Origin of the sequence: Nocardioides sp. URHA0032 (genome assembly GCF_000620645.1) — a bacterium.
Classification (GTDB): domain Bacteria; phylum Actinomycetota; class Actinomycetes; order Propionibacteriales; family Nocardioidaceae; genus Nocardioides.
This window is the reverse complement of the sequence record NZ_KK211160.1, coordinates 157038-170489: the sequence shown is the minus strand read 5'-3', so window position 1 is coordinate 170489 and position 13452 is coordinate 157038. Positions and strand designations below refer to the sequence as shown.

Genomic DNA, 13452 nt, shown 5'->3' with positions numbered 1-13452 from the left:
TACTGCATGACGCTGCGACAGGTCGACGCCGCCCGCGAGCACCTGCTGGCGGAGGGCGTGATCCCCGAGCACCTCGCCCGGTCGGTGCGGCCGCAGGTGCTCCAGTCCTGGAAGCGGTCGCTGCTGAGCGGCGCCCAGATCGCCAACCCCGCCCTCGTCTTCAAGGGTGATCACCACGCCCGCGCCGCGCTGCGGCAGGCCGCCGACCCGGTGCTGTCCCGACTGGCCGAGGAGCTCGCCGGGCTCAACGCCGGCGTGCTGCTGTCCGACCACGACGCGATCGTCGTCCAGCGCTGGGTCTCCGACGCCGGGATCCTGCCGCTGATGGACCGGATCAACTCGAACGTCGGCTTCTGCATCAGCGAGGAGACCATCGGCACGAACGGCGTCGGCAGCGTCATCGAGGCCGACGGCCCGATCCAGATCTCCGGGCCCGAGCACCTCGCGGAGGCGCTGCGGCCGTTCACCTGCGTGGGCGTGCCCGTGCACCACCCGATCACCCGGCGCCTCGAGGGCGTCATCACCATGAACTGCCGTGCCACGTCCGGCAACCCGTTGCTCACACCGCTGATGACCAGCACCGCGCAGGAGGTCGAGAGCCGGCTGCTGGCGCAGGCCAGCACCAGCGAGCGGCAGCTGCTGGACGCCTACCTGGTCGCGATCGGCTCGCGCCGGGCACCGGTGGCGGCGGTCGGCCAGGACATCTTCATCGCCGGCCCGAAGGTCACCGACCTGCTCGAGGGGGTGGACCGGGCGCTGCTGTGGGAGTACGTCCGCTCGGTCGCCCTCGGCTCGGTGACCGACCCCACGACGTACGGGCTCTCGACCGAGCGGTTCCGCATCGCCCGGTGCGCCCCGGTCGAGCGGGACGGGAAGATCATCGGCGCGCTCGTCGAGCTCGACATCGATCGGGTCCCGCGCGAGGACGACTTCATGGCCGCGACGCCGCCGAAGCCGACGGTCTCGCTGCCCGGCAAGAGCCCCGCGCTCGTGCACGCCATCTCGCACGCGACCCGGCTTGCCGCCAAGGGTGTCCCGATCCTCATCGAGGGAGAGTCCGGCGTCGGGAAGTTCGCGCTCGCGAAGGCGGTCCTCGCCTCCGCCCACGTGGACACCGCGAAGATCGCGGTCGTCGACGCCGCCGTCGGGTGGGCCGACGGCGCGACCAAGTTCGTGACGCTGCTGCGGCACGAGCTCGAGCTGGCGCCGGACGCCGTGGTCCTGCGTCATCTCGAGGCCCTCACCCCCGAGGCGGCCGCGGCGGCCTCGTCGCTGCTGGACGCGGCGGAGGAGTCGGAGAAGCCGCCGCGGGTGATCGCGACGATGACGACCGGCGCCGAGCTCACGCCCGGCATGCGCCGGCTCGTGGACACCGTCGGGGTCGGCCGTGTGACGCTGCCGCCGCTGCGGGACCGCCAGGAGGACATCGGCCCGACCGCCGCCGTACTGCTGGAGAAGCACCGCGGTCAGCGGGAGCTGCGGTTCTCCTCCGCGGCGATGCGCTGCCTGATGCGCGCGCCGTGGCCCGGCAACCTGCGCCAGCTCGACGCGACGATCCGCGGCCTGCTCAGCACCAGCATCGGCCCGGAGATCACCCCGGAGGCGCTGCCGCTGGAGCTCCAGGGCACGTCGCGCAAGCGGGACCTGTCCGCGATCGAGGAGCTCGAGCTGTCCGCGATCCTGTCCGCGCTCAAGCAGCACAACGGCAACAAGGTGGCGGCCGCGCAGTCGATCGGGATCTCGCGGTCGACGCTCTACCGCAAGCTCCAGGCGTACCGCCTCGACCCCGACAAGCAGTACTTCTGATGGGTCGATGACCGGCCAGCGGCGGGTCGACCAGGCGCGGGAGCACCTGCTCTCCGACGGGGTGATCCCCGAGCACCTGGCCGGCTCCGTGCGTCCGCAGGTGCTCCAGTCGTGGAAGCGGTCGCTGCTCAGCGGCGCACAGCTGGCGAACCCCGCCCTGGTCTTCAAGGGCGAGCACCACGCCCGGGCCGCGCTGCGGGTGGCGGCCGACCCGGTGCTGACTCGGCTGGCCGACCAGCTGGCGGGGCTCGACGCCGGCGTGCTGCTGGCCGACCACGAGGCGACGCTGGTGCAGCGGTGGGTGCCGGACCACAGCATCACGCCGATGCTGGACCGGATCAACGCGCACAGCGGCTTCTGCAACAGCGAGGAGTCGATCGGCACCAACGGCACCGGCAGCGTGATCGAGCTCGGGTCGGCGATCCAGATCTCGGGCCCCGAGCACCTCGCGGAGGCGCTGCGGCCGTTCACCTGCGTCGGCGTACCGGTGCATCACCCGGTCACCCGCCGGCTCGAGGGCGTGATCACGATGACCTGCCGGGCCACGTCCGGGAACCCGTTGCTCACGCCGCTGATGACCAGCACCGCGCAGGAGGTCGAGGGCCGGCTGCTCGCCCAGGCGACCACGAGCGAGCGGCAGCTGCTCGACGCGTACCTCGTCGCGATCGGCTCGCGCCGCGCGCTGATCGCCGCCGTCGGCCAGGACATCCTCATCGCGGGCCCGAAGGTCACCGACCTGCTCGAGGGCGTCGACCGGGCGTTGCTCTGGGAGCACGTGCGGGCGATCGCGATGGGTGGCCGGGTGGACGGCGACGAGCTGCAGCCGGCGACGCAGCGGTTCCGGATCGTGCGGTGCACGCCGGTACGCCGCGACGGCGCGATGGTCGGTGCGATCGTGGAGATCGACGCGGGCCGGCTGCCGGACCACCGCGAGGCGCCGCCGCGGCCGGCGGTGTCGCTCCCCGGGCAGAGCCCGGCGCTGGTCCAGGCGATCTCGCACGCGACCCGGCTCGCGACCAAGGGCGTCCCGCTCCTCGTCGAGGGCGAGTCCGGCGTCGGCAAGCTCGCCCTGGCCCGGGCCGTGCTGGAGGCCGTGCAGGTCCCGGCCGAGCGGATCAGCATCATCGACGCGTCGTCCGGGTGGGCGGACACCTCGTCGTTCGTCACGCTGCTCGCCCACGAGCTGGAGCTCGAGCCCGCGGCGGTCGTCCTGCGCCACGTCGAGGCGCTGACTCCGGACGCCGCGAACGCGACCGCGGCGCTGCTGGAGGCCGTCGAGGACAAGCCCGACGCGCCGCGGGTGATCGCGACGCTCACGGCGGCCGGCACGCCCGGCCCGGGGCTGCGCCGGCTCATCGACACCATCGGGGTCGGCCGGATCACCGTCCCGCCGCTGCGCGACCGGCACGACGACATCGGCCCGGCCGCGGTCTCGCTGCTGGAGCGGCACCGCGGCGGCAAGCCGCTGCACTTCTCCTCGGCCGCACTGCGGTGCCTGATGCGCGCGCCGTGGCCGGGCAACCTGCGCCAGCTCGACGCGACGATCCGCGGCTTGGTGAGCACCTCGACCGGCGGCGAGATCGGCGTCGACGCGCTGCCGCTCGAGCTCCAGGGCAGTTCGCGCAAGCGCGAGCTCTCCGCGATCGAGGAGCTGGAGCTCTCAGCGATCCTCTCCGCGCTCCAGCAGCACCAGGGCAACAAGGTGGCCGCCGCCCAGTCGATCGGGATCTCGCGGTCGACGCTCTACCGGAAGCTCCAGGCCTACCGGCTGGACCCGGACACGCAGTACCACTGAGCCTTGTCGCAATGTGGGACAGGCGCGCGGTCCGCCGTACGGCCACGCTGACGGCATGCCAGCCACGACCACCCTGCCGGCGCCCGACGTCGCCGCGCTCGAGGACCGGGCGCACGCGTTGCGGCGCTCGATGATGGAGATGACCCGCGGGAAGGGCGAGGGCTACATCGCCCAGGGGCTGGGCATCGCGGACTGCCTGGCGGCGCTGTACTTCCACGAGCTCCGGTACGACCCGGCCCGGCCGGACTGGCCGGACCGCGACCGGTTCTTGCTGTCGACCGGGCACTACTCCATCGCGATGTACGCCGTCCTCGCGGAGGCCGGCTACCTGGACCCGGACGAGCTGCCGACGTACGGGCTGAACGGCTCACGTCTGCCGATGAGCACCTTCGACGTGACCCCCGGCGTCGAGATCGTCGGCGGCTCGCTCGGCCACGGCCTCGGCCAGGCGGTCGGGATGGCGCTCGGGCTCCGGATCGACGGCCGGGACTCGCGGGTCTTCTGCGAGCTGTCCGACGGCGAACTCGACGAGGGCTCGACGTGGGAGGCCGCGATGGGCGGCGCGACGTTCGGCTGCGACAACCTGGTCGCGCTCATCGACTGCAACGGCATCCAGGCCGATGGCCCGGTGACGGTGGCGATCGAGCCGGTCGCCGACAAGTTCACCGCGTTCGGCTGGGACACCCAGGAGATCGACGGCAACGACATGGCCGCCCTCGTCGCTGCCCTGGAGGCGGCGCGGTCGCGGGACGGCAAGCCGAAGGCGATCGTGCTGCGCACGACCCCCGGCTTCGGCGTACCGACGCTGATGGGCCGGCCGCGGGCGCACTTCGTGCGCGTGGGCGACGACGAGTGGGCGGACTTCATGGCGGAGCTGGAGGCCGACCGTGGCTGAGACATCGGTGTTCGGACAGACCCGTGGCATGGGCGAGCTGATCGACCTCGACGGCAAGGAGACCGACCTGGCGCCGTTCGGCAACGAGCTCGCCGAGCTCGGGCGCGAGCGGCCGGAGATCGTCGGGCTGACCGCCGACATGGGCCGGTACAGCGACATCCTGCCGTTCCGCGACGCGCACCCCGACCGCTTCTTCAACGTCGGCATGGCCGAGCAGAACCTCGTGATGGCCGCGGCCGGGCTCGCGAAGACCGGCAAGATCGCGTACTGCACGACGTACTCGGTCTTCGTGACCCGGCGGGCCTACGACTTCGTGGCGATCGCCGGCGCGCACTCGAAGGCGGACGTGAAGATCTTCGCCGGGATGCCCGGCCTCACCAACGGGTACGGCGCCACGCACCAGGCGACCGAGGACCTGAACATGATGCGCGGCATCGCCGACCTCACGATCATCGATCCCTGCGACGCGACCGAGCTACGGCAGGTCGTGCGCGCGGTGGCCGACATCCCCGGCACCGTCTATGTGCGGCTGCTGCGCGGCAAGGTCCCGATCGAGCTGCCCCCGGACTACCGGTTCGTCCCCGGCAGGGCCGCGCTGCTGCGCGACGGCACCGGCGTCGGCGTCATCTCGACCGGCTACATGACCGCGCGTGCCCTCGACGCCGCGCGGGCCTCGCTGTCGTCCGGCGTCGATGCCGGCGTGCTGCACGTGCCGACGATCAAGCCGTTCGACACGGCCGCTGTGGTCGAGTTCGCCAGCCGCTTCGACCGGATCGTCGTCGCCGAGAACCACAAGAAGACCGGCGGCCTCGCGTCGCTCGTCACGGAGGCGCTGTACGACGCCGGCGTGCTGCGGCCGATGATCCGGATCGGCCTCGACGACGGCTTCTTCGAGTGCGGGTCGCAGGAGTACCTCGAGGCCAAGTACGGCGTCGACCTGCCCCGCGTCGTCCGCGCCCTGGTCGACGGGACGTGAGCGGGCTCCGCCGCTTCGCCGCGCCGCTGCGCTACGTTCAGGGACCCGGCGCGCTCGACGAGCTGCCCGCCCTGCTCGCGCCGTACGGCCGGCCCCTTGTCGTCACCGACCCGGTCGTCCAGTCCCTGCTGGGCTCCCGCCTCGCCACGCTGTTGGCCGACCTGGCCCCGGCGTACCTCGTCCTCGACGGCGAGATCACCGCGGCCGCCGCCGACGCCCTCACCGCCGACGCTCCCCCGGAGGTCTCCGTGGTCGTCGGCATCGGTGGCGGCAAGGCGATCGACGCGGGCAAGGCCGTCTCGCTCCGCCTCGGCCTCCCGGTCGTCACCGTCCCGACCGCTGCTTCCAACGACAGCCCGTGCAGCGGCGTCGCCGCGATGTACGACGACGACCACCGCCTCGCCTCCGTCGACAAGCTCCCCGCGAACCCGCACGTCGTCGTCGTCGACACCACCGTCATCGTCGCCGCCCCCATCCGCCTCCTCCGCTCCGGCATCGGCGACGCGATCGCCAAGCGCTTCGAGGCCCGCGCCTGCCTCGCCGGCACCGGCGTCACCTCCCTCGGCACCCGGCCTCTGCTGATCGGCTCGGCGATCGCCGACGCGTGCTACTCGGTGCTGCGCGAGCACGCCGCCGACGCCGTCGCCGACGCCCAGTCCGGCACCATCACGCCCGCCTTCGAGGCCACCGTCGAGGCCAGCGTCCTGATGAGCGGCCTCGGCTTCGAGAACGGTGGCCTCTCCCTCGCCCACTCCCTCACCCGCGGCCTCATGGTCGCCGCCCCGTCAGCCACCCACGGCGAGCACGTCGCCTGGGGCACGCTCGTGCAGCTGGCCGTTGAAGGTGCGTCGGACCAGGATCTCGCCGACCTGCGCAGCTTCCTCACCGCCATCGGCCTCCCGACGACGCTCGCCGGTCTCGGCTCCACCGTGCCGTACGACGTCGACGGGATCGCCGAGGCCACGATGCAGGCGCCGCACCTCGCCAACCTCGCTGCCCCCGTCACGGCGGACGACCTCGGCGACGCGATCCGACGGTTGGAACTGAGCCGGACGGCCGGGCTGTGCCCGACTGACTAGAGTCGGGCCGGCGCACCACACTCCGCCCAGAATGACGTCGCCCCGAGCGGGCGGCGCAGAGCAAAAGCACTCAGCGCTGGATCGCAACCGAAGCCTCGCGCCCCCTGCCCAAGCGTGCGTTCGCCATTCGGGCGAATCCCGAACGGAGGACGGCTTGACCTGAGAGATTGGGGCCGCTTCACATTCCGGCACAGAACAGGTGGACGATGAGCGACGAAACGCCAAACGATGTCCCTTTGGACCTAGATGGCCTTCGCGATCGCGAGCTGGCTGAGCTGACAATCCAAGACGTTTCGTGGGCGGTTCAGCGACTGGCACGGGAGAAGAAGCAACATCTACTCCGTCTCGTGGGGCTCAAACTTGATCCGAAGTTCCTCAGGGCATCGATCGGACCGCTGATTCAGGCTCGCCTCACCCAGGTTCCGGCGCGCGAGCGATGGACGGCCGCAGGCCTTCTGCAGGAGCGCTGCCTGGAAGAGTTCGCTCGAGTTCTCGGCCCTTCGTTCGGCGAACCGACACTGGCGGAGCTCTCGAACGCAGTTCCGCAGGTGGCGTTAAGTGCTGGAAGCAACCTGGTGGCACTCACCTTGACCGTTGCGTTGCAACGTGACGCGAAGGCATCGGCCCATATCCGCACCCTCCTCGCCAACCCGCCGTGGACTGACGGACCAATGAACGAGGCAGAAGGCCGCGCGACTAGCGACAGGGGCGCTGGGGTAGCCGAAGCTACGACGCCAACGAGCGCAACGCCCACAACCGGTAGCCCTGAGATCCAAGAACAGGCACTCCTAGTTCCGCTTAGACGGATGCAGGAGCGCGTAGACGCCTCGATGCAGGACTCGGATGCCACGTACTACCTCAACCTTCTCTTGTTCGGCGAGATGGTCACCAAGGTCGTTGCCCTGTCGATGGCATCCTGCATCGACCCCGAGAGGGACGACAACAACCTCGCGTACTCGACCCAGTACGGCTTGCTCCGTGCCGACGGGATCGGGGCTTGGGCTGCCACAATCCAGCAACTTACGACCGCACCCGTCTACCGATTGCTCGATGATCACGCCAAGGGCTTTCACACGTCACTGACGCAGCGCTTCGGAGCGGACAGCGAAGCGTGGCAGCGACGCGCAGTTGACTCGCTGAACAGTGCGACCAGCTGCTTTCCGAATCTCGCGACGGAGCGTGCGGTGGGCAAGGTGTCGATCGCGCAGTGGTTCCAGGGATTTGCCGCACTGCGCAACAAGACTCGGGGCCATGGTGCCGATCTAGTGAGCTGGCAGGCGGCAGCGGCGCCGGCCCTAGCGGACTCAGTGGGGTACTTGGTCGAGGAGCTGGAGGTCCTTAAGTGGCCTTGGTGGCACCTGCACCGAACTGCAGCGGGAAACCCCACGCTACGACGACTGAGCGGCACCTCATCGGAGCCCGTCCCAGTACCCGCAGACGACGTGCCAACCGGTGTGTACCTCAGCGCCGGCGGAAGCCTTCGCCCGGTCCATCTCCTGCGCACCAGTACAGACCTCGACGACTTCTTTCTTCCCAACGGTGACGCGCAGGAGAAGCAGGAACGCTACGAAGAACTTTCGTATGTGAGCGGGCAGAAGAGGTGGGCTCCACTCAGGAACTTCCTCCGACCCCCACGCGAGCTGCCTGCGAGCGAAACTCATGGATCGGTTGAACTCCGAGCCGTTGGCAACGTGCTGACGAACCTTCCGGAGCCGAGGTCTGACTACGTTCGTCGAGGTGAGCTTGAGGAACAGCTACGGACAGTTCTCGCTGACACGCGACACCCAGTGGTGGCGATCAATGGCCCAGGCGGGATTGGGAAGACTTCCCTGGCGCTTCAGGTCCTCCACGATCTCGCCGAGCGAGAAGCTTTCACTTGCGTGTTTTGGTTTAGCGCCCGGGACATTGACCTGGACTCAATCCGTGGACCGTTGGCTGTCCGACCAGCAGCGCAGAGCCTCAACCAGATCGCGCGCCAGTACACCAGCTTCGTTGAACCGTCACGACTCACGTCAAGCACGGAAGAGATCATCGACCAATTCCTCCGCTCTCTCGGGGAGGAGGACGCAGGCCCAATGTTGTACGTCTTCGATAACTTCGAAACGGTTCACAACCCTGCCCAACTCTTCCGCGAACTCAACGAGTTCGTACGATTGCCAAATAAGATTCTGATTACCACCCGATACCGGGACTTCAAGGGCGATTGGCCTTTGGATGTTGACGGCATGAGTAGGCCCGAGTTCGACACACTCGTGTCGACCAGCGCTAGCCGGCTCAACGTCACCGGGTTGCTTCAAGGGAACGGGGCTTGGATTGACTCGCTGTACCGCGAGTCGGGGGGGCATCCGTATGTCGTCAACGTCGCCTTGGGCGACGTCGCCCGCACGCGCAAGGTTGGCCAGAAGTTTGAGCGCATCATGGCCTCCAAGGACGACATCCTCGATGCGCTATTCGAACGGTCGTTTAACCGTCTGAACCCAGACGCACAAAGAGTCTTTTTCACGCTCTGCCGGTGGCGTTCACTCATACCCTCGATCGCGCTCGAGGCTGTACTAACGCGTCCGTCCAGCGACCGGATCGACGTGGAGGCCGCCCTTCAGCACCTAATCGACAGTTCGTTGGTCCAACGTGCGTACTCCGAGGTTGATGCGGAGAGCTTTCTCAACGTCCCAGCTGCGGCCTACCGTTTCGGTAGTGCGCAACTGAAGTTCAGCGACATCACTGAACTCATTGAGGAGGACGCGCAGTATCTTCACCAGTTTGGTGCCGTCTCCGACAACGTCACTAAGACCGGGTTCTCGCCGCACCTGCACCGCTTCTACGACAATGCACGGAGCCTGTCTGGCGAAGCCCTGAGCGAGGCGGTTGCGATCGGTGAGTACGTTGCACGGCGCTATCCCGAGTCCTGGCTCCTTTTGGCCAGACTCCAGAGAGACTCGTCACCTAGCGGCAGAATCGCCGCGAAGGGCAGTTACCAGTCCTACCTCTCTCGAACGTCGGACGATGCAGAGGCGTGGCTCGAGTTGGCTGATATCTGTAGGTCCACGCGCGATGACCTCGGCGAACTTAGGGCGGCGGCAAACGCGTCGCAGAATGCCGGACGCAGATATGCAGCACTCTCAGAATCTCTCGCGACCACCCGAGAGAGATGCGACGCCGGTCTGATCAAGGCGGAGTCGAAGCAGAAGCGGGCGTACCTCCTCACGCTCTGTCAGGGCTGGCACCCGCGCGAGAATCAAGCGACTCTCAGCGACTGCTACAACCTGACGCGTCTCGCCGAGCGGGCTGGCGACCTCGGCGAGACCCTGTTCTGGGCAGAGCAAGGACTGCGGAAGGACCGTGGGAATCAGCGCCTTCGCGAGATCCAGGAGCGGGTGCGAGCGACGATGCACGGACGAACCCGCTAACCTCCCACGCCGCAGTGCGCCGTGGCAGAGTCGACGGATTAAGCCTGAATCTTGGATTGGTTCTCGAAGTGGTCGCGGAGGACTCGTCAGCTAGCGACACCCGGGCACGTCGACCGAGCATCGCAAGTAGAGAGCGACGTTCCGCCGCGGCAGTGCGAGCTGACGGCCTTCTGCAGCACACGTCCTCAGGGCATGCTCACACCGAGTCCTCGACGACGTGAGACTCGCTCCGACCCGACCGACTTCGCAGACACTGGTTCTCGTCTTGCCCGCAGAACTCGGGTCACGGTGGGCCCTCACGAGTCCTAAGGGCGCGTGCGTAGTGCTCGAATGCGGCCGCCGAGTCCTTCGCACCTGTCGAATATGTACCGAGCCGTGTCGTCATCGCGACGTTCACGCAATCCGAGCCGGATCTCGCGCGCGAGGACCGCCGCGAGTCCGACAAGCATCAATGCAAGTGCCGCCCACAGGCTGTGAGCGGCGATGAGAGCGACGACGGAAGGTGCGGATCCGAGCGCCAGGTAGACGCCTGCTGTGGTGTTCATCAGCCCCTCAGGTTCTGGTCGGAGGGGCGCGAACACGGGTTCCAGGTTATGCGGCTCGGAACCCCTCATTGGACTCGAAAGCGAGTCCAAGACGAGGAGCGCCCGGCGCACTGGCCAGAGGGCCGATCAACAAACGTCCCAGCCAACCCGCGAGGCGGGTGCGGTACTTGAAACGACCACCCGCGCCCAGCGACGCGCTCGACACCGGTTTCACCCTTACGCTGCCAGCTCGCACTGCGGAGGACGAACTACCCGCCGACATCTACTCCTCCTTGTTCATCGGGCGTGCGGACTCCACGCGCGGCGCGCCAGGGCTCAGGTCGAAGCTGATCTGGATCGACTCCTGCCAGTTCCCGGGCTCCACCTCGACTCGGATGCCGCCTTCGGTCGGGACCCGGCCCACCTCGGTGAGATGGAAGAATGTGAACAGCTCAGAGGCCTGGATGTCGGCGAATCGGCTCGTGGACTCGACGTCGCAGACGGCACACCAGACGACAGCGCTGACGAGAATGGCGTAGGCCACCCGCTCGAACTCTGCACGGCTGACCCTCCAGCTCTTCCATGAGTCGTCCATACGCTTGGCAGCCACGTCGAAGGTGTTGTTGTGCCTCGCCAGGAGTGATCGCCCGGGCCACGGATCCATGTAGTGGACGTGCTCGTCCGTCACCTCACGGATGTAGATGCAGTGCCCGGCGGACTCCGCGTAGGCGACGAAGACCGGCAGCGCTCCGCTCTCGAGTCCAGCCTTGCTGCATGCGGCGACCGCGTCGTAGAAGGTGCTCGCCGGCATCGACTGCCGATAGGGAATGCGGTAGACGTGCTCGACATTGCGATCCTCATTCAGCAGACACCAGACGACCCCGGTGGTCTCCCAGACCATGTGCCACACGGCTTCCAGCGCGCGAGGCTTCGTGCTCAACACCTACAGAAGGGCCACCGCCGATTACCTCGTGCTTCATCGCGCCTTCTGCCGAATGATCACGGAGCTCGACGAAGGCGCCACGACTTGGACAGCAGGAGATTTCGTGAAGGTGTGTTCGACCAGCCGAGAGTTGGTCACGCAATGGGCGCGCACCGCAGGATCGACGCCAACGGCTGAATGTCAGTGCATGGGCTGATGGTCGCTCCGGCCCATCACCCAGATCTAAGCCGTTGCCAATAGGCAGATCTGACCGCCTCGTGGGTGCGACATACCGCCGAGACATGGCGCAGCATGACGCCGGATTCGGGCACTTCGCGTTGAGGCAGCTCACTCAAGCAACGGGGTCGAACTTCGAGGACGCTCGCCGCCCATCTGCTAGGAGTCGACGACCGAAGGTCACCTCACTGCCTGCGGTCGGGATCGATCGGATCGCGCTCACCCCGCGCGCACCAATACTCGACCCGCACTAGGGCCGCAGCGAGTTCCAGCCTGGTCGCCAACAAGTTCAGGTCTTGGGAGCGCTGAGCCCTCTCCATTCGCATCTTGCCCTTGCTCTGGCTCACCAAGGCGTCGGTCTCGTCCAACTCAATCCCATGGAGATCGTCGATCAGCTTTGTGGCTTCACCCACAACGTTGCGAACGCGAGAGAGGTCGATCACGACCGGTTCACCCCTTCTGCAGATCAGGTCTCGATGCACCCGCCATGAACCTGACCGAGCCCGAGACTGCTCGTGTCACCTTTCCAATCTTTTACCTAGGCGACTACGTGTGTCACGTGCTGCGACATCTGTGAACTTGTGATCCCAATGTGTGACGCGCGGTGGAAGCCGCGTCACTCCGCCGCCTGTCGGCGCCGCAGTTCATCCGCATCCCAGGCCCGGTACTCATTGTGATCCCAATGTGTGACGCGCGGTGGAAGCCGCGTCACTCCGCCGCCTGTCGGCGCCGCAGTTCATCCGCATCCCAGGCCCGGTACTCATTCTGGGCTGCCGCGGGCAGTCGCGCGAGAGGCGCCTTCGTCCACGTACGTCACGAGGTACGTGTTCGCGACGCCGCCGACGGGCTACGGATGACCAGGCTCATGAACGGGTCTCGGCGCCGGCGAATCGGGACGACCCGCCGTTGTCCGGCTCCCATCGATCGCGTTTCAAGGGCGAGGCCATTTGTCCGAGCGAAGCCGAACGACCTTTCGAATAATTGGGATACATCCAGACCTGCCTGGCTTGTCGACGAAGCCCCGTGGACCGTGTGTCGAGAGTCGGGTGCGGCTGAGGGCCTCTGCCGCGGGTCCGCCACGAACTTCGACGCTAACGCGCCATCCGAGCTGGATCCGGACCTCGCTGCCCTCGGTCGGTTCCTTGCTGCCAGGCCGATGTCCCGTGCCGCTCCGGATGGATGCCCCTGGCGCCGATGGATACTAGGTGGAGATCGACTGACGAGGCGGTGCGGTGATGGATGAGGGGTTCGGTAGCGGTGCACTGACCGAACTACGCGAGGACGAGTGCTGGGACCTGCTGCGCACGCAGACCGTGGGCCGGGTCGGGTGGAAGGGCAGTGACGGTCTGACAATCGTCCCGGTGAACTACGTCGTCGACGAGACGGCGGTAGTGATCCGCACGGCGCCGTACACCGAACTAGGCCGGGAGGGGTCCATCCAGGAGGTGGCGTTCGAGGTGGATGAACTCGACCCGATCGCCCGATCGGGCTGGAGCGTGCTGGTCCGTGGCCGGCGCCGGCTCGACCCTGAGGCGTACGGGACGACTCCCCGTCCCGATGTATGGGTCGGTGGATCGCGATGGCTCGTCCTGCGGATCGAGGCCCGGACGATTAGCGGTCGGAGGCTGGCAACGGACGCGCACTAACGGTCAAGACCGCGCGGGTCTTGAGCACCGCCTGGAAGCTATGGCCCGGGTTCCCGCCTTGCGGTAAACGGATGGTGTGCGACATTTCGCCGCCAGGCGGCCGCGGCTGACTTGCCGGTTCTGGCACTGGGCGCCGTCTTCGACTGGTGAGGCTGGCCTGCTGGT

Annotated in this window: 9 protein-coding genes; 7 read left to right on the top strand and 2 right to left on the bottom strand. The window is 67.7% G+C overall.

Going from position 1 to position 13452, the window contains the following annotated elements:
- Positions 1–6: 6 nt before the first annotated feature.
- From N538_RS0118895 to N538_RS0118870, 6 genes are all read left to right on the top strand, one after another.
- Positions 7–1806 (top strand): sigma-54-dependent Fis family transcriptional regulator, encoded by a 1800-nt coding sequence (locus N538_RS0118895; protein WP_028638598.1) that lies wholly within the window; start codon positions 7–9, stop codon positions 1804–1806.
- A 7-nt stretch (positions 1807–1813) separates the two neighbouring features.
- A complete protein-coding gene (locus N538_RS0118890) occupies positions 1814–3601 on the top strand; it encodes a sigma-54-dependent Fis family transcriptional regulator (protein ID WP_028638597.1) in 1788 nt (595 codons plus the stop codon).
- A 55-nt stretch (positions 3602–3656) separates the two neighbouring features.
- Complete coding sequence (locus tag N538_RS0118885; RefSeq protein WP_051549500.1) at positions 3657–4496, top strand: transketolase; 840 nt, start codon at positions 3657–3659, stop codon at positions 4494–4496.
- On the top strand, positions 4489–5472 hold the full coding sequence (locus N538_RS0118880; RefSeq protein ID WP_197025397.1) for a transketolase family protein: 984 nt from the start codon (positions 4489–4491) through the stop codon (positions 5470–5472). The genes N538_RS0118885 and N538_RS0118880 overlap by 8 nt, the downstream gene beginning before the upstream one ends.
- Positions 5469–6551 (top strand): iron-containing alcohol dehydrogenase, encoded by a 1083-nt coding sequence (locus N538_RS0118875; protein WP_028638594.1) that lies wholly within the window; start codon positions 5469–5471, stop codon positions 6549–6551. Before N538_RS0118880 ends, N538_RS0118875 begins: the two co-directional genes overlap by 4 nt.
- A 206-nt stretch (positions 6552–6757) precedes the next feature.
- Positions 6758–9958 carry an ATP-binding protein gene (locus tag N538_RS0118870; protein ID WP_155992244.1) on the top strand — a complete coding sequence of 1067 codons (3201 nt, stop codon included), beginning with the start codon at positions 6758–6760 and terminating at the stop codon, positions 9956–9958.
- An 807-nt stretch (positions 9959–10765) separates the two neighbouring features.
- Here N538_RS0118870 and N538_RS0118865 read toward each other — a convergent pair.
- Positions 10766–11425 (bottom strand): hypothetical protein, encoded by a 660-nt coding sequence (locus N538_RS0118865; protein ID WP_028638592.1) that lies wholly within the window; start codon positions 11423–11425, stop codon positions 10766–10768.
- A 401-nt stretch (positions 11426–11826) separates the two neighbouring features.
- Complete coding sequence (locus tag N538_RS0118860) at positions 11827–12084, bottom strand: hypothetical protein (protein ID WP_028638591.1); 258 nt, start codon at positions 12082–12084, stop codon at positions 11827–11829.
- Between the two features lie 792 nt (positions 12085–12876).
- Here N538_RS0118860 and N538_RS26210 point away from each other — a divergent pair.
- On the top strand, positions 12877–13287 hold the full coding sequence (locus N538_RS26210; protein WP_155992242.1) for a pyridoxamine 5'-phosphate oxidase family protein: 411 nt from the start codon (positions 12877–12879) through the stop codon (positions 13285–13287).
- Positions 13288–13452 lie beyond the last annotated feature (165 nt).

What these genes read in the sequence shown, in the direction of transcription:
- N538_RS0118895 (WP_028638598.1), top strand. Translation starts at nt 7, where the DNA reads ATGACGCTGCGACAGGTCGACGCCGCCCGCGAGCACCTGCTGGCGGAG.
- N538_RS0118890 (WP_028638597.1), top strand. Translation starts at nt 1,814, where the DNA reads ATGACCGGCCAGCGGCGGGTCGACCAGGCGCGGGAGCACCTGCTCTCC.
- N538_RS0118885 (WP_051549500.1), top strand. Translation starts at nt 3,657, where the DNA reads ATGCCAGCCACGACCACCCTGCCGGCGCCCGACGTCGCCGCGCTCGAG.
- N538_RS0118870 (WP_155992244.1), top strand. Translation starts at nt 6,758, where the DNA reads ATGAGCGACGAAACGCCAAACGATGTCCCTTTGGACCTAGATGGCCTT.
- N538_RS26210 (WP_155992242.1), top strand. Translation starts at nt 12,877, where the DNA reads ATGGATGAGGGGTTCGGTAGCGGTGCACTGACCGAACTACGCGAGGAC.